18 protein-coding genes and 1 tRNA gene are annotated in these 21,277 nt (G+C 59.6%); 13 read left to right on the top strand and 6 right to left on the bottom strand.

Annotated features, from left to right (window positions below; genetic code table 11):
• Positions 1-11 precede the first annotated feature (11 nt).
• The 3 genes from iolD to EFQ99_RS09275 form a co-directional block, all read right to left on the bottom strand.
• Positions 12-1,862, bottom strand: a complete 1,851-nt coding sequence (gene iolD / locus EFQ99_RS09265) for a 3D-(3,5/4)-trihydroxycyclohexane-1,2-dione acylhydrolase (decyclizing) (protein ID WP_126920727.1) — start codon at positions 1,860-1,862, stop codon at positions 12-14.
• 197 nt (positions 1,863-2,059) lie between these two features.
• On the bottom strand, positions 2,060-3,994 hold the full coding sequence (locus EFQ99_RS09270; protein WP_126920728.1) for a bifunctional 5-dehydro-2-deoxygluconokinase/5-dehydro-2-deoxyphosphogluconate aldolase: 1,935 nt from the start codon (positions 3,992-3,994) through the stop codon (positions 2,060-2,062).
• A 92-nt stretch (positions 3,995-4,086) separates the two neighbouring features.
• Positions 4,087-4,962 carry a MurR/RpiR family transcriptional regulator gene (locus EFQ99_RS09275; RefSeq protein WP_126920729.1) on the bottom strand — a complete coding sequence of 292 codons (876 nt, stop codon included), beginning with the start codon at positions 4,960-4,962 and terminating at the stop codon, positions 4,087-4,089.
• A gap of 210 nt (positions 4,963-5,172) precedes the next feature.
• Between EFQ99_RS09275 and EFQ99_RS09280 the strand changes: the two genes are divergently transcribed.
• The 4 genes from EFQ99_RS09280 to EFQ99_RS09295 all read left to right on the top strand — a co-directional run bounded on the left by EFQ99_RS09280 (position 5,173) and on the right by EFQ99_RS09295 (position 9,520).
• Positions 5,173-6,288, top strand: coding sequence for a Gfo/Idh/MocA family protein (locus tag EFQ99_RS09280; protein ID WP_126920730.1), 1,116 nt, complete (start codon positions 5,173-5,175; stop codon positions 6,286-6,288).
• A gap of 86 nt (positions 6,289-6,374) precedes the next feature.
• Positions 6,375-7,592 carry an NAD(P)/FAD-dependent oxidoreductase gene (locus EFQ99_RS09285; protein ID WP_126920731.1) on the top strand — a complete coding sequence of 406 codons (1,218 nt, stop codon included), beginning with the start codon at positions 6,375-6,377 and terminating at the stop codon, positions 7,590-7,592.
• 242 nt (positions 7,593-7,834) lie between these two features.
• A tRNA-Ser gene (locus EFQ99_RS09290) sits at positions 7,835-7,925 on the top strand.
• Positions 7,926-8,491: 566 nt separating this feature from the next.
• The gene (locus EFQ99_RS09295; protein WP_126920732.1) at positions 8,492-9,520 is read left to right on the top strand and encodes a porin; all 1,029 of its coding nucleotides are present in this window, start codon (positions 8,492-8,494) and stop codon (positions 9,518-9,520) included.
• A gap of 100 nt (positions 9,521-9,620) precedes the next feature.
• On the opposite strand, the gene EFQ99_RS09300 is transcribed toward EFQ99_RS09295, so the two are convergent.
• Together EFQ99_RS09300 and EFQ99_RS09305 are read right to left on the bottom strand one after the other, a co-directional pair.
• Positions 9,621-10,514, bottom strand: coding sequence for an alpha/beta fold hydrolase (locus EFQ99_RS09300; RefSeq protein ID WP_126920733.1), 894 nt, complete (start codon positions 10,512-10,514; stop codon positions 9,621-9,623).
• Positions 10,515-10,579: 65 nt separating this feature from the next.
• Positions 10,580-12,655 (bottom strand): lytic transglycosylase domain-containing protein, encoded by a 2,076-nt coding sequence (locus EFQ99_RS09305; protein ID WP_126920734.1) that lies wholly within the window; start codon positions 12,653-12,655, stop codon positions 10,580-10,582.
• 212 nt (positions 12,656-12,867) lie between these two features.
• Here EFQ99_RS09305 and dapA point away from each other — a divergent pair, with 212 nt between their 5' ends.
• Together dapA and smpB are read left to right on the top strand one after the other, a co-directional pair.
• Positions 12,868-13,752, top strand: coding sequence for a 4-hydroxy-tetrahydrodipicolinate synthase (gene dapA / locus EFQ99_RS09310; protein WP_126920735.1), 885 nt, complete (start codon positions 12,868-12,870; stop codon positions 13,750-13,752).
• Between the two features lie 95 nt (positions 13,753-13,847).
• Positions 13,848-14,327 (top strand): SsrA-binding protein SmpB, encoded by a 480-nt coding sequence (smpB, locus tag EFQ99_RS09315; protein WP_085736719.1) that lies wholly within the window; start codon positions 13,848-13,850, stop codon positions 14,325-14,327.
• A gap of 105 nt (positions 14,328-14,432) precedes the next feature.
• On the opposite strand, the gene EFQ99_RS09320 is transcribed toward smpB, so the two are convergent.
• Positions 14,433-15,014: a LabA-like NYN domain-containing protein gene (locus EFQ99_RS09320; protein ID WP_003546927.1), complete on the bottom strand. Its 582-nt coding sequence runs from the start codon at positions 15,012-15,014 to the stop codon at positions 14,433-14,435.
• 295 nt (positions 15,015-15,309) lie between these two features.
• Here EFQ99_RS09320 and rpoZ point away from each other — a divergent pair, with 295 nt between their 5' ends.
• The 7 genes from rpoZ to rnc all read left to right on the top strand — a co-directional run bounded on the left by rpoZ (position 15,310) and on the right by rnc (position 21,274).
• Positions 15,310-15,714, top strand: a complete 405-nt coding sequence (gene rpoZ / locus EFQ99_RS09325; RefSeq protein ID WP_003574261.1) for a DNA-directed RNA polymerase subunit omega — start codon at positions 15,310-15,312, stop codon at positions 15,712-15,714.
• 179 nt (positions 15,715-15,893) lie between these two features.
• Positions 15,894-18,128: a RelA/SpoT family protein gene (locus tag EFQ99_RS09330; RefSeq protein ID WP_126920736.1), complete on the top strand. Its 2,235-nt coding sequence runs from the start codon at positions 15,894-15,896 to the stop codon at positions 18,126-18,128.
• A gap of 194 nt (positions 18,129-18,322) precedes the next feature.
• Positions 18,323-18,472 carry a DUF3563 family protein gene (locus EFQ99_RS09335; RefSeq protein ID WP_126920737.1) on the top strand — a complete coding sequence of 50 codons (150 nt, stop codon included), beginning with the start codon at positions 18,323-18,325 and terminating at the stop codon, positions 18,470-18,472.
• 155 nt (positions 18,473-18,627) lie between these two features.
• Positions 18,628-19,218: a DUF2062 domain-containing protein gene (locus tag EFQ99_RS09340; RefSeq protein ID WP_126920738.1), complete on the top strand. Its 591-nt coding sequence runs from the start codon at positions 18,628-18,630 to the stop codon at positions 19,216-19,218.
• A 32-nt stretch (positions 19,219-19,250) separates the two neighbouring features.
• Positions 19,251-19,655, top strand: a complete 405-nt coding sequence (acpS, locus tag EFQ99_RS09345) for a holo-ACP synthase (protein ID WP_126920739.1) — start codon at positions 19,251-19,253, stop codon at positions 19,653-19,655.
• Positions 19,656-19,814: 159 nt separating this feature from the next.
• Positions 19,815-20,558 (top strand): signal peptidase I, encoded by a 744-nt coding sequence (gene lepB, locus EFQ99_RS09350; protein WP_126920740.1) that lies wholly within the window; start codon positions 19,815-19,817, stop codon positions 20,556-20,558.
• Positions 20,555-21,274 (top strand): ribonuclease III, encoded by a 720-nt coding sequence (gene rnc / locus EFQ99_RS09355; RefSeq protein WP_126920741.1) that lies wholly within the window; start codon positions 20,555-20,557, stop codon positions 21,272-21,274. The genes lepB and rnc overlap by 4 nt, the downstream gene beginning before the upstream one ends.
• Positions 21,275-21,277 lie beyond the last annotated feature (3 nt).

The raw sequence follows: 21,277 nt of genomic DNA on the forward strand, positions 1-21,277 counted from the left end.
CGGTAGCTGGTTCAGCCGATCCGCTGGGAAGCGCGCGCTTCGACGTAGCCCTTGCGCGCCTTGTTGACCTCTTCGCGCGGGCTGACTTCCGGCACCGCGACATCCCACCAGTGGCCGCCGGCCTCGGTGGTGATCAACGGATCGGTGTCGATGACGAAGACCGACGTGCGGTCGTTCTTCCGGGAATCGACGATTGCCTGCTCGAGTTCTGCGATGGAGCTGACCTTGACGGCGATGGCGCCCATGCTTTCGGCGTGCGCGCGGAAATCAATCTCCGGCATCACCTCGTGATAAGAGTCCTTGAGCAGATTGTTAAAGTTCGCGCCGCCGGTGCCCATCTGCAATCGATTGATGCAGCCATAGCCGCGATTGTCGAGCACGACGATGTTAAGTTTGAGGCCGAGCATGACCGAGGTCGCAAGCTCGGAATTCATCATCATGTAGGAGCCGTCGCCGACCATGACGACGACATCCCGCTCGGGGCGCGCCATCTTGGCGCCGAGCCCCCCGGCAATCTCGTAGCCCATGCAGGAAAAGCCATACTCCATGTGATAGCTGCCCGGCGCTGTCGCCGGCCAGAGCTTGTGCAGCTCGCCGGGAAGACCGCCCGCAGCACACAGCAGCGTCGTGTTCTCGCCGCCGATCGTGCGCACCACCGCGCCGATCACCTGCGCATCGGAGGGCAGGGCGGCGTTGGTCGTCGCCATCGCCTTGGCTGCAGCCTCCATCCAGACCTTTTTCTCTGCGGCTGCCTTGTCGGCGAGTGCCGCCGGCGCCTTCCAGACGGCAAGCCCCGATGAAAGAGCCTTCAGCCCTTCACGGGCATCGGCCACCAGCGGATGGCTATCGTGCTTCACAGCATCATAGGCGGCGACGTTGAGGCCGATCATCTTGAGACTGTCGTTCTTGAAGAGCGCCCAGGAGCCGGTGGTGAAATCCTGGCAGCGTGTGCCGACGGCGATGACGAGATCCGTCTCTTCGGTGATCGCATTGGCCGCCGACGTACCGGTGACGCCGACCGAGCCGAGGGCGAGGGGATGGGTTTCGTTGATCGCCGATTTGCCGGCCTGGGTGACGACGACGGGAATGCCGTGCTTCTCCGCGAAGGCGGCAAGCTCCTTCGTTGCCTGCGAATAGAGGACACCGCCGCCGGCAAGGATAACCGGCTTCTGCGACACCTTGATCAGTGCGATGGCATTTGCCAGTTCGTCCGCATCCGGCTGCGGCCGACGGGTCGTCCAGACCTTTTCCTCAAACAGGCTTTCCGGATAATCGAAGGCTTCGGCCTGAACGTCCTGGCAGAGCGACAATGTCACCGGACCGCAATCGAGCGGATCGGTCAGCACCTGCATGGCGCGCTTCAGCGCCGAGATGATCTGTTCGGGCCGGGTAATGCGGTCGAAATAGCGCGAGACCGGACGGAAGGCATCATTGGCGGAAACCGTGCCGTCGCCGAAATCCTCGATTTGCTGCAGCACCGGATCGGGCGCGCGGTTGGCGAAGATGTCGCCGGGCAGGAAGAGAACCGGAATGCGGTTGACATGCGCGACACCCGCGGCCGTCACCATGTTCAGTGCCCCCGGGCCGATCGAGGTCGTGCAGGCCATGAAGCGGCTGCGGAAATTCGCCTTGGCATAGGCGATCGCGGCATGCGCCATGCCCTGTTCGTTATGAGCGCGATAGGTCGTGAGTTCACCACGAACCTGATAGAGCGCCTCGCCGATGCCGGCGACGTTGCCATGGCCGAAGATCGCCCAGACGCCGCCGAAGATCGGCACTTTCTTGCCATCGACGATCGTCATTTGAACTTTGAGGAAATGCGCGACGGCCTGCGCCATCGTCAACCGTATCGTCTTGCCCATCGGGGCCTCCCGCAATCTTTGTTCTACTTGGCTTCCCCTCCCCAACCCTCCCCACAAGGGAGGGGTTAACCTGTCGTGCCGTTTCACGCCTATTGCAGCGCTTCTCCCGGCAGGACGGCTGCCGCCTAGTTGCGAGGCGGTGCCCCAAGTTAAGTCCCTCCCCCTTGTGGGGAGGGGTTGGGGAGGGGTCTTAATTCTCAGTGAAGCCCGCGCGTCTTAAGCCAGGCTTCTGTCAATTGCCGGAAGCGGCCGGCCATGTCGGCGATCGCCTCCTCGTCGTTCATTCCGCCAGAAAGCCAAGCGCGCGCCGGATCGGCAAAGATCGTCCGGCCGACGGCAAAGCCCTTCACGGAGGGAGCTGCCAGTGTCGCCTCGAAGCAGGAGATCAACTCGTCGGCCGGCGCCTCGAGCCCCAGCAGCACGATACCACGGCACCATGGATCATTTTTGGCGATCACCGCATCGATTTTCTTCCAGGCCTCGCGCGATGCCTGCGGCTCGAGCTTCCACCAGTCCGGCTTGATGCCGAGCGCATAGAGCTCCTCCAGCGCGGTGGCGATCGTATCGTCGGTGAGCGGCCCGTTCTTGCCGGCGATGATCTCGACCAGCAACTCGCGGCCAACCTTGCGCGCGGCCTCGAAAAGCGTGCGCAGTTTTTCCTGCTGCTCCGTCTTCAATTCCGAAGGATCATCTGGGTGATAGAAGCACAGGCACTTGATGCAATGGCCAAGCGGCCATTCCACAAGCTGCGAGCCGATATCCTGGCTGAATTCAAAGCGCAGCGGCTTCGAGCCCGGCAATTCCACCGGCCGGCCGATCCAGGAGAAGTTCTTCGTTGCCGCATCAAAGAAGGCGTCGCGGCCGAAGCGTTCGTCGATCAGCATGCCGTAGCCATCGCGGCCGTTCGAAACACGCGCCGCTGCCTCGACCGCCAGCCGCTTGAAAGCGACGATCCTGTCATGGCCGACGCCGAGCTCATCGGCAACGCTGACGAGCTGCGAACGGTGATCGATCGCCAGCGCCATCAACAGCGGAATTTCACCCCGCCGGGTCGATGCCCAATGGATATGGTTGATCGCCTCGTCTTTGCGAAGTGCGCGATGCTTGCTGCCGGTCTTGAGGAAGAAGTCGAGTTCCGCCCAGGTCGGATATTCCGGCGAGCAGAGCAGGCGGGAGACAGCAAAGGCGCCGCAGGCATTGGCCCAGGTGGCGCAGGTCTTCAGCGGTTCGTCGCGCAGGAAGCCGCGCAGGAAGCCGGACATGAAAGCATCGCCGGCGCCGAGCACGTTGAATACCTCGATCGGAAAACCTTCGCCCACGATGCCGGCTTCGAGATCGTCGGCGATTGGCCCGTCATAGACGATGCAGCCCATGGCGCCGCGCTTGAGCACGATCGTCGCCGGCGTAAGGCGGCGGATCTCCTTCAGCGCGCCGAGCACGTCGTCGGCGCCGGAAGCGATCAGGATCTCCTCTTCGGTGCCGACGATGAGGTCGCAGTCGGGCAATGTCTCCTTCATCTTGGAGGAGACGCGGTCGGATTTCACGTAGCGCTCGAAACCTTCCGCATGACCGGCAAGACCCCAGAGATTCGGCCGGTAATCGATGTCGAAGATCACCTTGCGGCCGTTCGCCTTGGCGATGCGGATAGCCTTGCGCTGCGCGGCCTCGGTATTCGGCCGCGAGAAATGCGTGCCGGAAACGAGAACGGCGCGCGAGGATTTGATGAAGTTTTCGTCGATATCGCCGTCATCGAGCGCCATATCGGCGCAGTCGGAGCGATAGAAGATCATCGGCGACACGCCCTCGGCCTCGACCGCAAGCAGCACCAGCGCGGTCAGCCGTTCCTTGTCGGTAATGATGCCGTCCGTCGCAACGCCTTCGCGCGCCGCCTGCTCGCGAATGAAGCGTCCCATCTGCTCGTCGCCGACGCGGGTGATGAGGCCGGATTTCAGGCCGAGTCGCGCCGTGCCGATGGCAATGTTCGATGGGCAGCCGCCGACGGATTTGGCGAAGGAGGCGATATCCTCCAATCGCGAACCGATCTGCTGGCCGTAAAGATCGACCGAGGAGCGGCCGATAGTGATTACATCAAGCGCCGGCTCCGGCTGTATGCCCGGATTCGATTGTACCATGATGTCCTCCCGCTAGATTTTGCGCGGCTTCCAGTGCCTGCGAATTTTCAATAATGAAACATCGGTTCCACAAACTTGTCAATTCGGAATGTTTATTCCATTTTCACTTTTGCGGATTTTGAATGCTGACGCTTGCGCCGCCGCTCGGCGATTGCGACCGGCAGTGCCATGGCGAGCGCCATCGAGGCTGAAAGCGAGCGGAAGCCGGCAAAATCGGCCTCAGCCACTTCGAACCAATGCGTTGCGCAGGCGGCAAGGGGCGAGAAGGCCGAATCGGTGATCGCGATGACGGGAACGCCGCGATCGGCAAGCTCCTGGCTCTGGGTAAGGCTGTCGGCCGCATAGGGCGAGAAGCTCGCCGCGATTGCCGCATCCTTGGGGGTTGCGAACTGCACCATTTCAGGGTCGACGCCGTTCGGCGAGGCGACGATCTGGTGACGGATGTTGAGCTTGGAAAAAGCGTAGGTCATATGCGCCGTCAGCGGATAGGAACGCCGCTTGGCGATCAGATAGATCGTCTCGGCGCTGGCAAGGATATTCACCGCGTTCGTGAAGGTGTCGCTCCGCACTGTCGCCGCCAGCCGGTTGACCGATTGGTTTGCCGCGGCAATGAAGCCCGAAAGCAGATTGGCATCTTCATCGTCGCCGCTCGATTGTTCCAGCGTGACCAGCCGCTCTTCGTAGCTCAGCGTCCGATCGCGCAGCCTTTCGCGAAAGATGCTTTGAAGGTCGGAAAAGCCTTCATAGCCCAAATGGTGCGCCAGGCGCACCAATGTCGAAGGCTGGACGTCGGAAGCAGCTGCGATACTCGCCGTCGTGCCGAAGGCGATCTCATCGGGATTGCCGAGCGCGAAGGCTGCGACCTGCGCCAGTCGCTTCGGCATGCTCGCCTTGCGCTCGATGATGGTGCTGCGCAGACTTTCGAAATCGCGCGGCACACGCGCGTGCCTCGGGGAATCGTTATCCATGCTTGCGGCTCACGAGATGAAACAAATATTCCATAATTGCCGAGCATAGACGATTTCAAAGGGCGTGCCTAATTGTTTTTAATGCCCTGTAATTGAAGGGTTTTGAACAGTTTGCCTGGCGGTAGACCAGAAAAGCCGGCCCGATCATCCCTTGTCAAAATGATCCAAATATTCCAAAAATCTGCGGCATAGCTCTTGAGGAGACAGAAAATGAAGCCACTCGGCATCGGTTTGATCGGCACCGGCTATATGGGCAAGTGCCATGCATTGGCGTGGAATGCGGTGAAGACGGTGTTCGGCGATGTCGAGCGTCCACGCCTCGTGCATCTTGCGGAAGCCAATGCAGGGCTCGCTGAGACGCGTGCCGCTGAATTCGGCTTCGAGAAGGCGACGGCCGATTGGAGAGCGCTGATCGCCGACCCCGAGGTCGACGTCGTCTCCGTCACCACGCCCAATCAGTTCCATGCCGAGATGGCGATTGCGGCCCTGGAGGCCGGCAAGCATGTCTGGTGCGAAAAGCCGATGGCGCCGGCCTACGCCGATGCCGAACGCATGCTGGAAACGGCGAAGAGATCAGGCAAGGTCGCCGCGTTGGGCTATAATTACATCCAGAATCCGATCATGCGCCACATCAAGACGCTTGTCGGTGAGGGCGCCATCGGCGCGGTCAACCATATCCGCGTCGAGATGGATGAGGATTTCATGGCCGATCCCGATGCCTTCTTCTATTGGAAGAGCGAGCTTTCTGCAGGCTACGGCGCGCTCGACGATTTCGCGGTGCACCCGCTGTCGCTGCTCTGGTATCTTTTCGGGCATGTCGAGGCGGTCATAACGGATATGGCAAAGCCCTATCCGGATCGCCCTTTGAGCGAAGGTGGTCGCCGCACAGTCGAAAACCATGATGCCGCCAACGTGCTGATGCGGCTTGGTGGGGGCATTTCCGCGGTGTTGATGGCGAATCGGGCCGCCTGGGGGCGCAAGGGCCGCATCGCCCTGCAGATTTTCGGCTCGAAAGGCTCGATCGTCTACGATCAGGAGCGCATGAACGAATTCGAACTTTATCAGGCCGAAGGGCGTGGCTCGGAACAGGGTTTCCGCAAGATACTGGCGGCACCTTCCCATCGGCCTTATGATCGCTTCATTCCGGCGCCCGGCCACGGGCTCGGCTTCAACGATCTGAAGATCATCGAATGCCGAGAGCTGATTCTGGCAATATCCGGCGAGCCGTCGTCGATCGTGACATTCGAAGACGGTCTCAGGATAGAGAAGTCGGTGCATGCCATGGCACAGTCCTTCCACGAGCGTCGCTGGATCGAGATCGGCTGAATGTAAGAAGCCGCTTTCCGTTGACGGCGCGCGGAGCAGGGGATACGCCTCGCATGGTTGTCAGGCGCAGTTTCGGGAGTGAGATCGTGACGGATAGATTGGTGATCATTGGCGCGGGGCAGGCCGGTTTCGCATTGGCTGCCAAACTGCGCGCGTTGAAGGATACGCGCCCGATCACCCTTATCGGCGCAGAAGACGTCGCTCCCTATCAGCGCCCGCCGCTTTCGAAAAAATACCTGCTCGGCGAAATGAGCTTCGACCGGCTGCTGTTTCGCCCGGAGCACTGGTATCCCGACAATGACGTCGACCTTCGTCTTTCGACTTGGGCCGAACAGATCAATCGTGAGAACAAGCAAGTCCTGCTGCAGGATGGTTCTGTTCTAGATTATGGCACGCTTGTGCTCGCCACCGGCTCGACGCCGCGCCGGTTGCCGGCCGCAATCGGCGGCGATCTCGAAGGCGTTTATGTCGCTCGCGACAAACGCGATGCCGATCTGCTTGCCGACGAGATGCGTCCCGGCCGTCGCGTCCTCATCATCGGCGGCGGTTACATCGGCCTCGAGGCGGCAGCCGTCGCCCGCCATCGCGGCCTTGAAGTCACCGTCATCGAGATGGCCGACCGTATCCTGCAGCGCGTTGCGGCGAAGGAGACCGCCGACATCATGCGCGCGATCCATCAGACTCATGAGGTGGTAATCCGCGAGAAGACCGGACTCAAGCATCTAATCGGCAAGGATGGTCGCGTCGCTGGTGCGGCACTTTCCGACGGTTCGGTCATCGATGTCGACTTCGTCGTCGTCGGCATCGGTGTCGTGCCGAACGACCAGCTCGCCAAAGAAGCCGACCTTGAAGTCGCCAACGGCATCATTGTCGACGAATTCGCCCGCACCTCTGATCCCGCGATCTTCGCGGCGGGCGATTGCGCAGCACTTCCCTGGCAGGGCGGCCGCATCAGGCTCGAATCCGTGCAGAACGCCGTTGACCAGGCCGAGGCAGCGGCAGCCGTCATCGCCGGCGGCAACGAGCCTTATGAACCGAAACCGTGGTTCTGGTCCGACCAGTACGACGTCAAGCTGCAGATTGCCGGCTTCAATCTTGGTTATGACGAGACGCTGCAGCGCCCCGGCGCCCGCGAAGGTGCCCACTCGATCTGGTACTTCAGGGAAGGGCTGTTGATTGCAGTCGACGCGATCAACGACGCCAAAGCCTATGTGACCGGCAAAAAACTGCTGGAATCCGGGACCAATCCCGACAAATCGATTCTCGCCGATCCCTCTACAGACCTGAAGAGCCTTTTGGGCTAAGGCAGGAATCGATCATCGCCAAAGGATTGCCGCCGGTAGAAATGCCGCCTTGCCAATCCTTTGCCTGGTCGCTGGCGGACGAGCTCATCGAACTGAACGGAGCGCGGTCAAATTCCGCGGATCACGGTGTGAAACGCCGTTTGTGTGTTCAACCAGCTGAAATGCCGTCCGGTGTATTTCTTCTGGTGAAAGCTCAAAAAACCCTTGCATTCACAGACCGGTCACCATAGTTAGGCCGCACCGGAGAGGTGGCCGAGTGGTCGAAGGCGCTCCCCTGCTAAGGGAGTATACGTCAAAAGCGTATCGTGGGTTCGAATCCCATCTTCTCCGCCATTTTGATTTCCCAGCATATATCGCTCTTTAGCTCCCAACAGGGAATCAGTTCGCTTAGTCGGCTGTGGTTGTCGGTCGGGTGGCGGGAAAATCTTTCCGGCTCTGTCGAGAGAATCGAATACGGGAATCAGCTCCCGCGCCCATGGTCCGATTGGACGGCGAAAGCGGATCCGTGAACGTTCGGTTACGCTTCCAGTCGTCGTGCTCTAGTCTCCGTAGACCTGATTTTGTCCGAAAAGTGTCGTGAATGTGCCGGGAAGCGTATGTCCAGCGCTTCATCGATCTCGCCTAAGCCGCCGCAAAATCAGGGTTTTCTTAACAAAGCATAAAGGAAATCGGGCCCGCCCGCCCGACTTGTGTCCTTTCAGCAACAGGACGTCGGGAAGGCTCCGGTAAACCCCCCATCCGAGTAAGTTGGTGATTGCGTGACGGCGCCCGTCTTGTATTTTCAGCCTCGGAAGCGAGGGCGACTGATCGTCCACTTCTTGAAACACGGGGATGGGGCAGGGAACGCTGCTCAGCGAAAGATCCCAAACCCGATCGAAACTTTGAATTGGAGGTCATTTATGAACATCAAGAGCCTTCTTCTCGGCTCCGCTGCTGCTCTCGCAGTAGTTTCCGGTGCTCAGGCTGCTGACGCTATCGTTGCTGCCGAGCCGGAACCGGTTGAATATGTTCGCGTCTGCGACGCTTACGGCACCGGCTACTTCTACATCCCGGGCACCGAAACCTGCCTCAAGATCAACGGCTACATCCGTTTCCAGGTTAACGTTGGCGAAGACGTCGGCGGCGACTCTGACTGGGATGCAGTTACCCGCGGTCAGGTTCAGTTCACGGCTAAGAGCGACACCGAATACGGTCCGCTGACCGGCGTTATCGTCATGCAGTTCAATGCTGACAACGCTTCCAGCCAGAATTCCAAGCTCGACTCCGCTTACCTCGACGTCGCGGGCTTCCGCGCCGGTCTCTTCTACAGCTGGTGGGACGATGGCCTCTCTGGCGAAACCGACGACATCGGCTCGGTCGTAACGCTGCACAACTCCATCCGTTATCAGTATGAAACCAGCGACTTCTATGCTGGCATCAGCGTTGACGAACTGGAAGACGGCGTATTCAAGACTGGCGAAGCTCCGAACAACGTCGGCGTTGCTGTCGGTCTCGGCGGTAAGGCTGGCATCTTCAGCTACCAGATCACTGCCGGCTACGACGTCGACAACGAAGACGGTGCTGTCCGTGCAATGGGTACGGTTGACATCGGTCCCGGCACGCTCGGCCTCGCTGGCGTATACTCTTCCGGCCCGAACTCCTACTACTCGCAGGCTGAATGGGCTGTTGCTGCCGAATACGCCATCAAGGCAACTGACAAGCTGAAGATCACCCCGGCTGTTCAGTACTACGGCAACTACTACGGCACCCCGACCAAGGTTGGCGTTGCTGACGACTTCGACGGTCTCGGCGATGCTTGGAAGGTTGGTCTGACGGTTGATTACCAGATCGTCGACAACTTCTACGCCAAGGCTTCGGTTCAGTACTTCGATCCGGACAACGGCGACGACTCCACGACGGGTTACTTCCGTCTGCAGCGTTCGTTCTAATCTGATCTGATTAGGCAATACGGAAAGCCCGGCTCTTGAGCCGGGCTTTTTGCTTTTGGGCAACTGTCTCTATACGTGGAGAACGAAAGAGCGATGCCTATCAGAAACCGGCAAGAAAAGCCTGAATTGCAGCCGGAATGCTCCCCAGATGCAGAAGCGGCGCGTGCCCCTGCTTTGACGCGGTATGCAGAACCAATCCCGGATGCCGCCGCGCCATTTCGTTCGCGGTTTCCTGTGAAAGCAGCAGTGTATATTCACCGCGGATCAGCATGAGCGGCAATGGCTTCAGGCTTTCGAATTGAGCCCAGAGATCAGGCAGCGGCTGGGTGAAATCGACGGATTGAAGCGCCTCAGCAATTGCAGGGTCGAAATCGGCGACCGGCTTTCCATCGACATCGCGGTAAAGGGCGTGCGCCATCTCGCGCCAATCTTGCTCCCCGAGCCCGGTAAACGCTGCGCCGTGATATTCTTTCAGTATATCGGCCGCGTCGCTCCAGTCCGCTGGTCTCCTGCCGCTGTTGAGGTAATCGCGAATCCGCGCCAGTCCCTCGGCCTCGATCACAGGCCCGATATCATTGAGGACGACGGCTTCGAGAAGATCCGGCCGTGTTGCCGCGATGAGATGCAGGATCAGCCCGCCCCGCGACGTGCCGATGAAGATGGCCCGCTCGATGCCAAGCGCCGCGCAAGCGGCAATGACGTCGCCTGCTTCGATGGCGAGATTGTAGTTCGTCTTGTTCTCATCCCATGCTGAGTTTCCACGGCCGCGTGAATCGAGCGCGATCACCCTGCGAGGCACCGTTGTGTCCCGGGAGAGAAGCAGCGCAAGCGGATGGAAATCCCGCGTATTGCGAGTGAGGCCCGGCAGGCAGATCACCGGCAGCCGTTGAGCGGCTGCCGCCGCTTCCGGCTGGTAGTCACGGGCGTAAAGTTTCAGCCCGTCGGAGGACGTGTAAAATCGTTCCTGAAAGTCGGTTGCGTAAGTATCCAGCATCGCATCCCTCGAGATCTGTTGATCCCCGAAGGTGTAGCTTGATTTTCATGCCGCGCCAAACGGCTTCAGGAGGCGCTGCGCCCACCGATGAGATCGTGCTCGATATCGGTCGGCTGACCGAGACGGGCCTTGTAGACTTCGTAATTCTCCATCACCCGCTGCACGTAGTTGCGCGTTTCGGGGAAGGGGATACGCTCGATCCAGTCGACGATGTCGTCGACCGGCTTGCCGCGCGGATCACCATAGCGGCCGATCCATTCCGGCACGCGCTTCGGTCCGGCATTGTAGGCGATGAAGGTGAGGATATAGGAGCCGCCGAAGGCGTCGATCTGCTCGCCGAGATAATGCGCGCCGAGTGTCGCGTTATAGCCGGCATCGGCGGTCAGCTTGTCCTTGGAATAAGCGATGTTGTGGCGCTTGGCCACCGCCTGCGCTGTTCCCGGCAGAAGCTGCAGCAAGCCGCGCGCATTCGCTGCCGAAACGGCCGCTGGGTTGAAGGCGCTCTCTTGCCGGGCGATAGCATAGGCAAGCGCCTTGCCGGAGCCTGAAATATTGGCGTTTGCAGGGATCACCCCAACGGGGAAGGCGAGCGCCGCCACATCGATGCCGCGCCCATAGGCGACCTTGCCGATCTGCAGCGAGAGATGATGATTACCCGATTGCTCGGCCTGTGCCGCAAGGATTGCCAGTTCACCGGGGCTTTGCAGTTGGTCGGCGAGTGCGAGATAGAGCGTGTCGGCCCGCCATCCATGGCCGGCAGCCTCCAGCCGGGCAATCGCCTGTACGGCTTCGCGGGCCTGTAGGCTTTGCCGGTCGGCCGCACTCGGCGAGGGATAAGTGACGTTCAAGGTCTTTCGCCCCAGCCGTTCGGCCGCAAGCTGCCCGTAGAAGGTGCCAGGAAAATTCGCGGCCTTCACGTAGAATTCGCTTGATTTGCCAGGGCCACCGGCTTCTGCTGCCCGTCCCAGCCAATACCAGGCGCGGGAAACCGAGATCGGCCCGTTCGACGTCTCGAGGATCTTACGGAAATGTTTTTCCGCCGTTTCTGCATCCTGCAGACCGCGAAGCGCATACCATCCCGCGTGGAATTCCGCCTCGACGATATCTGTCGGGCTCGTTGCGGCATAGTTTGCGACGATCCGATAGGCGGGTTTGAACTGCCCTTGGTCGACGAGGCCGCGGCTGACGATGCGCTGCTCGTTCCACCATTCGCCTGAGTTGACGAGCTCGCTGCGCTCGCGCGGCATCTGTTCCAGAAGCGCTGCCGCTTCGGCATATTTGTCCTGTTTGCGCAGATATTCGATCCGCGCAAACAGCAGGCCGGCATCGCCGCGCCATTTCGCATCGACTGAATTGAGCAGCGCCCCGGCATTGCCGGCCTTGGCATCGACCGCAGCCCAGGCCTTATAGAGCGACTGCGCCTGGCCCATGTCGCCGAAGCGTTTGGCCTGCGCCACCCGGCCGCGATACATCAGGTAATCCATCCGCGCCTTGTGGTCGGCAGGCGTCAACAGAGCGGAAAACTCGAGGAGGATCTTGTCCTCCATCGGCTTGTCGAGACCTTCTGCGCGCCAGACCTTGCGAATATATTTGGCTGCCTGCGCTTGGCTGCCTGTTGCAACCAGCGCCCGGCCGAGGATGACGGCGCCCTGTACCGTCTCTGGTGCCGTATCGCCGAAGGCGGCAAGCACGGCTGATGGAGCGGGGTTTTCATCATAGAGGGCGCGCTCGGAATAGGCTCGCAGCCGCGAAAGACCCGGCCAGCCCTTGAGCTCCTGTGAAGCACTGGCGATTTCATAGGAAGGAACGCCCTTCAACCCGGAAACGGCGATTGCCCAGGTGAGGATATGGCGGTCGAGCGTGCCGTCAGGCATGCTGTCGCGGATCGAAACCGCTAGCTGCGGGTTCTTGTCGGAAAGCGCGTCGAGGCCGGCCTTCAGGTCGCTGTTGACAGGAGCGATTGCCGGATTGCGTGGAATGGCGCCTGTTGTGATCGATTCCGGTATGGCTGTCTCGGGAATGAAGCCGAGCGGCTTGACATCAGGCACGGGGGTGCTCTCGCCGGGAAGCGGCGACGCAACGCTGCCCCACGCAGCGGCAACGAGGCCGAAGGCGGACAGAATCAGGACAGCTTTCTTCATCCGGGATCTCGCAACGAAAACACGCCCTGCCATTTGGCTAGAGGTATCTTAACGAAACCTTACCATTGCAGGTAAATTTCATTCACATCTGCTATCGGAATTTGCCCTAAACCGAACTCTACGCGCTTGTCGCGATGATTTCGGCGCTCTATGGTGCGCAAAATATTCATGGAATGCGGCCGAAGCAAGGATTTGGTCGTGAGGAGCTTTGCATGTTCAATGGGTCCATTCCCGCCCTCGTCACTCCCTTCACGGATGCTGGACTGATCGACGAAGACAGCTTCGCCGCCCATGTCGACTGGCAGATCAAGGAAGGCAGCAGTGGTCTCGTTCCGGTCGGCACGACCGGCGAATCCCCGACCCTGTCGCATGCCGAGCATAAGCGGGTCGTGGAACTCTGCATCGAAGTCGCCGCAAAACGCGTTCCCGTCATGGCAGGCGCCGGTTCGAACAACACGCGCGAAGCGATCGAGCTTGCCCAGCATGCTGAGAAGGTCGGTGCGAACGCTGTTCTGGTCGTCACTCCCTATTATAACAAGCCAACGCAAAAGGGTCTGATCGCGCATTTTTCGGCGATCGCCGAGGCCGTCGATCTGCCGATCTATATCTATAATATCCCCGGCCGGTCGGTGGTCGACATGACGCCGGAGACGATGGGCGCGCTCGCCAAGGCGCACAAGAACATCGTGGGCGTCAAGGATGCGACAGGCAAGATCGAGCGCGTCTCCGAACAGCGCATCACCTGCGGCAAGGATTTCCGGCAATTGTCCGGCGAGGATGCGACGGCACTCGGCTTCAACGCCCATGGCGGCGTTGGCTGCATTTCGGTGACGGCCAATGTCGCCCCACGCCTCTGCGCCGAGTTCCAGGCGGCGACGCTGGCTGGTGACTATGCCCGCGCGCTGGAATATCAGGACCGGCTGATGCCGCTGCATAAGGCGATTTTCCTCGAGCCTGGTTTGTGCGGCGCCAAATACGGGCTCTCCAGACTTGGCCGGATGAGCCGCAACGTCCGCTCGCCGCTGCTTTCGACGCTGGAGCCGGCAACGGAAACCGCGATCGACGCAGCCCTGCGTCATGCCGGCCTGCTGAACTGAAGAGACCGGCCGTCTTCACAAGGCAGGGTCGTTCTCTTACATAGAGAGTAAGAAATGGGGCGCGCTCCTCGCGCCCCAAGCAATGGAATATCGTCATGGCCCCCAAAGGCAGCCAGCGTGTGGTGAACAAGGTCGTGGCCGAAAACCGCAAGGCCCGCTTCAACTACGAGATCATCGATACCTACGAGGCTGGCCTCGTGCTGATGGGCACGGAGGTCAAGTCGTTGCGGGAGGGCAAGGCCAATATCGCCGAATCCTACGCTTCGGATGAAGACGGCGAGATCTGGCTGATCAATTCCTATCTGCCGGAATATCTGCAGGCGAACCGCTTCAACCACGAACCGCGCCGACGCCGCAAGCTGCTGCTGTCGGGGCGTGAAATTCATCGCCTGCGTTCTGCCGTCAACCGCGAAGGCATGACGCTGATCCCGCTGAAGATCTATTTTAATGATCGCGGCCGGGCGAAGATGGAACTGGCGCTCGCCAAAGGCAAAAAATTGCACGACAAGCGTGAATCCGAGAAGGAGCGCGATTGGAATCGGCAGAAAAGCCGCTTGCTGAAGGACAATGGCTGAACGCATGGGCCATTGTCGCCACGCCGCGATCTTTTAGCCGCTTACCCTGAAATGAAGAAGCCGGCCGCGCTTTGACACGCACGCCGGCTTCGAAATGTGAATCGCTTAGTCTTCGAAATCGCTCGCGGGGGCGACTTCGGCCGGGCGCGGCGCGCGCTCGGAGGGATCGCGACCGATTTCGGCCTTCAACGACAAGAGATCGATGAAATGGTCGGCTTGGCGGCGCAGGTCGTCGGCGATCATCGGCGGCTGGGTCGCCATGGTCGAGATCACTGAGACCTTGCGGCCTCTGCGCTGCAATGCTTCGACCAGGTTTGTGAAATCGCCGTCGCCCGAGAAGATGACGAGATGGTCGACCGTTTCGGACTGTTCCATGGCGTCGATCGCAAGCTCGATATCCATGTTGCCCTTGATTTTGCGGCGTCCCATGGAGTCCGTGAATTCCTTGGCGGGCTTGGTGACGACTTTATAGCCGTTATAGTCAAGCCAATCGATCAGCGGTCGGATCGACGAATATTCCTGATCCTCGATCAGAGCGGTGTAATAATAGGCACGCAGCAGGTAGCCACGTTTCTGGAATGCTTTCAAAAGCTTACGATAATCTATATCGAAACCGAGGCTCTTGGATGCAGCGTAGAGGTTGGCGCCGTCAATGAAGAGTGCAATTTTTTCGCGTGGGTCAAACATCGCTTACCAATCCAATGAGAGCAATCGAAATCCGCAGACACAGAACTCAATAAAAACAATGGCTTGTGTTGCGATTTCGATCTGATCCTTACTTTATGAATTATTCATATACAAAAGATTTAGGGCACGATTCGGCATATTCCAAGCAACCATAGGTAGAATTGTGACGTTCTCCATGGAAATTTAGATCAACCGCCGACAAAGACGAGGGAACCGGAACGAAAAACTTGTATTTGCCCGGTTTTAATTGTATCGGGCGTGCTAATCCCGAAATGACGACCGCAAAGGACAGGCAATGGCCCGTGTCACAGTTGAAGATTGCATTGACAAGGTGGAGAACCGCTTCGAGCTGGTTCTGCTCGCCAGCCACCGCGCCCGGCTGATTTCCCAGGGTGCCTCGATCACCATCGATCGCGACAACGACAAGAATCCTGTTGTGGCCCTGCGCGAAATTGCTGACGAGACGCTTTCGCCTGATGACCTCAAGGAAGACCTGATCCATTCGCTGCAGAAGCATGTCGAAGTCGACGAGCCCGAGCCCGATCCGGCAAGCATGATCGCAGCCGGCGGCGTAGCCGCGGCCGACAGCGAGGAGCAGGACGACCTGCCGGAAACGATCACTTTCGACCAGATGTCGGAAGAAGAGCTGCTTGCCGGCATCGAAGGCCTGGTGCCGCCGGAAAAGAGCGACGACTACTAAGGATGTAGCCGAATTGCCCGGCCTTGGTTCGCCGGCAATTCTGAAAAGCTTCCGGCGATGTAAAAGAGCGACGATTACCAATCGTCAATCTTGCACCTTTATTGCTTAGGCATATTATTGCCCATGTGTGCGCCAATCGTTGATTGGCGCGCTTTTATTTTTATCGGAGTGGCTTTGGAATGATGCGGCAGTACGAGCTCGTGGAGCGGGTTCAGCAATACAAGCCCGATGCCAATGAAGCACTGCTGAACAAGGCCTATGTCTACGCCATGCAGAAGCATGGCCAGCAAAAGCGCGCGAGCGGCGATCCCTACATTTCCCACCCGCTCGAGGTTGCCGCCATCCTCACCGACATGCATCTCGATGAATCGACGATCGCGGTGGCGCTTCTGCACGATACGATCGAAGATACGACGGCGACACGCGCCGAGATCGATGAACTCTTCGGCGAGGATATCGGCCGCCTCGTGGAGGGCCTGACGAAGATCAAGAAGCTCGATCTCGTCACCAAGAAAGCCAAGCAGGCGGAAAACCTGCGCAAGCTGCTGCTCGCCATATCAGATGATGTGCGGGTGCTGCTCGTCAAACTTGCCGACCGCCTCCACAATATGCGCACCCTCGATCACATGTCGGCCGACAAACGTGCCCGCATTTCCGAGGAGACGATGGAAATCTATGCGCCGCTCGCCGGCCGCATGGGCATGCAGGACATGCGCGAGGAGCTGGAGGAGCTCTCCTTCCGCCATATGAACCCGGAAGCCTACGAGACCGTCACAAAGAGGCTGGAAGAGCTTTCGAAGCGCAACGAGGGTATCGTCAAGAAGATCGAGGCCGAACTGCGGGATCTGCTGGTCGCAAGCGGCCTGACAAGTGCCTATGTCAAGGGCCGGCAGAAGAAGCCCTATTCGGTCTTTCGCAAAATGCAGTCGAAGTCGCTTTCCTTCGAGCAGCTTTCCGATGTCTACGGCTTCCGTCTCATCGTCGAGGACATCCCGTCCTGTTATCGTGCGCTTGGCATCGTTCACACCCGCTGGCGCGTCGTGCCGGGCCGCTTCAAAGATTATATCTCGACGCCGAAGCAGAACGATTACCGTTCGCTGCACACCACCATCGTCGGTCCCTCCAGCCAGCGTATCGAGCTGCAGATCCGCACCAAGCGCATGCACGAAATCGCCGAATTCGGCATCGCCGCCCATGCGCTCTACAAGGATGGCGCCACCAATGCCGATGGCGACATCCTTTCTCGCGAATCGAATGCCTATTCCTGGCTGCGCCATACGATCGAGGCGCTGGCCGAGGGCGATAGTCCGGAAGAATTCCTCGAGCACACAAAGCTCGAGCTCTTCCAGGATCAGGTCTTCTGCTTCACGCCGAAAGGCAAGTTGATCGCCCTGCCGCGTGGCGCCACCCCGATCGATTTCGCTTATGCGGTGCATACCAATATCGGCGATACCACGGTCGGCGCCAAGATCAACGGCCGCATCATGCCGCTCGTCACGCGGCTTGCCAATGGCGACGAGGTCGAGATCATCCGTTCCGGCGTGCAGGTTCCGCCCGCCGCCTGGGAAGAAATCGTTGTAACGGGCAAGGCGCGCGCTGCCATCCGCCGCGCCACCCGCATGGCGATCCGCAAGCAATATGCCGGCCTCGGCCACCGTATTCTGGAGCGCACTTTCGACAGAGCCGGCAAGATCTTCTCGCGCGAGGCGATGAAGCCGGCGCTACATCGGCTCGGCCAGAAGGATGTCGAGGATGCGATCGCCGCCGTCGGCCGCGGCGAGATGTCCTCGCTCGACGTGCTGCGCGCCGTCTATCCCGATCATCAGGACGAGCGCGTCACCGTGAAGCCCTCCGGCGACGACGGCTGGTTCAACGTCCGCAGCGCCGCCGGCATGATCTTCAAGATCCCTGGCAAGGCTAAAGCCGGGGCTGACGGCGGCCACTCGGATATCGACGCCGATGCCGCGATCGGGCCGATCCGCGGCCTGTCCGGCAATGTCGACGTCAAGTTCGCGACCACAGGCGCCGTGCCCGGCGATCGCATCGTCGGCATCATGGATCAGGGCAACGGCATCACCATCTATCCGATCCAGTCGCCCAGTCTGCAGCGCTTCGACGATCAGCCTGACCGTTGGATCGATGTTCGCTGGGATCTCGACGAGGCCAACAAGTCGCGTTTCATGGCCCGCATCATGGTGAATGCATTGAATGAGCCCGGTACACTGGCAAAGGTCGCCCAGACGGTTGCGGGCCTCGATGTCAATATCCGTTTGCTGAACACGGTGCGGGTGGCGGCTGACTTCACCGAAATGATGCTCGAGGTCGAGGTCTGGGATCTGCGTCAGCTCAATCAGTTGCTCGCCCAGATGAAGGAACTGGACTGCATTGCCACGGTCCGGCGACTCTACGATTAAGCTTTTGTTAGAATCTGTCGCGGGCTCGACTGGGAATTGCACATTTTGTGATCGTTTGATGGTCGAAATGGCGCATCAAAAGGGCAAGCAATGCGCTGAATGCATGGCTGTCTCCATGTTGCGGTGGTGGTAATTAACCTTTGCCGGGACTATCTTCTGGTCATCGAAACGTACACAGAAGATGAGACAAGATAATGTTTGACCCTCTCAGGAAAATCGCTCGCGCCTTTCGTGCTCCGAGCACTCAGGAACGTGAAATGGCCTATCTCAATGGCTCGTTCGATCGTATTGATCTCGAGTTTCGTCAGCGCCAGGTCGACCGCGGTCTGTTCCGCAATCGCTGATACTGAGCTTATACTTGAAATGAGTGAGGGACGTTATGCATGACGGACGCCCCTCGAAAGTGGCTGCTCGATAGAGCGAGGACCGGCGCTTGTTTTTCAAACGGTAGCACTTGGTGCTCTTGTCATGGCCGCATGCGCTACACTAAATACCGGCCATGTTGTTTCGCCGTCGCAAACCTGCGGGATTTAAGGAAAAGATGCGGGAGCTTTTATGGCCCCGTAAAGGTTTCCTTCGCCCGATCCGCTATCTGACAATGCGCATCCTGCGCCTGAGCGCCTCGCCGCACGCGGTTGCGGCCGGCGTCGCCGCAGGTGTCTTCGTCTCCTGGACGCCCTTCATCGGCGTTCATTTCATCATGGCTTTCGTCATCACCTATTTCCTCTCCGGCAATATGGTGGCTGCCGCTCTCGGCTGCGCGGCCTTCGGCAATCCGCTGACCTATCCATTCATCTGGGGCATCACCTGGGAGATCGGCCATCTGTTGCTCAGCCGCGAGGATCATCTCGCCGGTCAGGCGGTGGATCTTGCCGCCCTGTTCCATAAGCTGAACTTCATGGAGTTGTGGAAGCCAGTTCTGGAGCCGATGCTGCTCGGCGCCATCCCGCCGGGGATCGTCACCGCCGTTGCGCTCTATGCATTGACGTTCTACACGGTGAAGGGTTTTCAGACGCGCCGCCGCACACGGCTGATGGAGAGGGCGCGCCTTCGGCTTGCCGATCCGGCCAGCGACATGCCGAGCGTGTGAATCAGAATTCTTAAGCGACGGAAGGCTCCGGCATGATCATCGGCATTGGCAGCGATCTGATTGACATTCGCCGTGTCGAGAAGTCCATCGAGCGCTTCGGGGAGCGCTTCACCCATCGCTGCTTCACTGAAATCGAGCGCGCGCGTTCCGACCGGCGCGCAAACCGCGCCGCATCCTATGCCAAGCGTTTCGCTGCCAAGGAGGCCTGTTCCAAGGCGCTTGGCACCGGCATAGCGCAAGGCATCTTCTGGAAGGACATGGGCGTGGTCAACCTGCCGAGCGGCAAGCCGACCATGGTTTTGTCAGGCGCGGCCGCTGTCGTGCTGGAATCGATGCTGCCCGCGGGCCACAGGCCCGCCATTCATTTGACAATAACGGATGATTATCCCTTGGCGCAGGCCTTCGTCATTATCGAGGCGTTGCCCGAGAGCCTTTGACCGCGACCAAGGGAGCGATTGATCGCGACCCCGGGAGCGTTTTGATCGCGACCTCTCGTCGCTTTTGATGTTGTCGCCATTGCCGCAACCGACCGAAGCCGCTAGAGAGAACGACAGAAAGAATTGCGCCTCCGCGGCGTCTTGAAGGAATAAGACTGCGTGTCCGAAAAAGTCGATACCAAGCCGAACGCCCTCTGGGAAAACATCAAAGTCATCATTCAGGCGCTGATTTTGGCGATGCTGATCCGAACTGTGCTGTTCCAGCCCTTTACGATCCCGTCCGGTTCGATGATGCCGACGCTGCTCGTCGGCGACTACATCTTCGTCAATAAGTTCGCTTACGGCTATTCGAAATATTCGCTGCCCTTCTCGCCTGATATCTTCAGCGGCCGCCTATTCGGCTCCGATCCGAAGCGCGGCGACATCGTCGTCTTCCGCTTTCCGCCCAATCCCGAGGTCGATTACATCAAGCGCTGCGTCGGCCTGCCGGGCGATCACATTCAGGTTACCGATGGCGTTCTCTACGTCAACGGCAAGCCGGTTCCCAAGGTGGCGGACGGCAGCTTCACCTCGGATTACAAGCTCGACCCGGGCGAGGACGTGCCGGTTTTCCGCGAAACGCTCGACAACGGCAAGACCTACGATACGCTCGACCAGTCCCCTGTATCGCGCGGTGACAACACCCGCGAGTTCATCGTGCCGGAAGGCCATTATTTCATGATGGGCGACAACCGCGACAACTCGCTCGACAGCCGCTTCGACGTCGGCTTCGTACCCGCGGAAAATCTTGTCGGCCGCGCCAGCGTCATTTTCTTCTCGCTCGGCAACGACACTTCCTTCCGCGAAATCTGGAAGTGGCCGACGAACATGCGCTGGGACCGCCTCTTCAAGGTCGTTGAATGAGCAAGGCGCAGACGCTTTCTGCGGCGGACCGCGCGAAGCTAGAAGCCCTGATCGGTCATGACTTCGCCGAAAAGGAACGCCTGGACCGTGCGCTGACCCATGCCAGCGCCCGCACGGAAAAGGGCAGCAATTACGAAAGGCTGGAATTCCTCGGCGACAGGGTCCTCGGGCTTTGCATCGCCGAGCTTCTGTTCCGCACTTTCGGCACGGCGGCGGAAGGCGAACTCTCGGTTCGCCTCAACCAGCTTGTCAGCGCTGAAACCTGCGCTGCGGTCGCCGACGAACTCAATCTCCACCTCTATATCCGCACCGGCGCCGACGTGAAGAAATTGACCGGCAAGCGGATGATGAACGTTCGCGCCGATGTCGTCGAAAGTCTGATCGCGGCGATCTATCTCGATGGTGGCCTCGAAGTCGCCCGTCGGTTCATCCTGCGTTACTGGCAGGGCAGGGCGGTGCGGGCCGATGGCGCCAAGCGCGACGCCAAGACCGAGCTACAGGAATGGTCGCATGCGAAATTTGGCGTCACGCCCCTCTACCGGGTTGATGAACGCAGCGGGCCGGATCATGATCCGCGTTTCAAGGTGACGGTGGAAGTCGCTGGCATTAAGCCTGAAACCGGCGTAGAGCGGTCGAAGCGAGCCGCCGAACAGGTCGCGGCGACAAAAATGCTCGAGCGCGAAGGCATTTGGCAGCAATCGCCTGCCGGAAACTGACGG

It is taken from the genome of Rhizobium vallis, assembly GCF_003985155.1.
Classification (GTDB): Bacteria; Pseudomonadota; Alphaproteobacteria; order Rhizobiales; family Rhizobiaceae; genus Rhizobium; species Rhizobium vallis.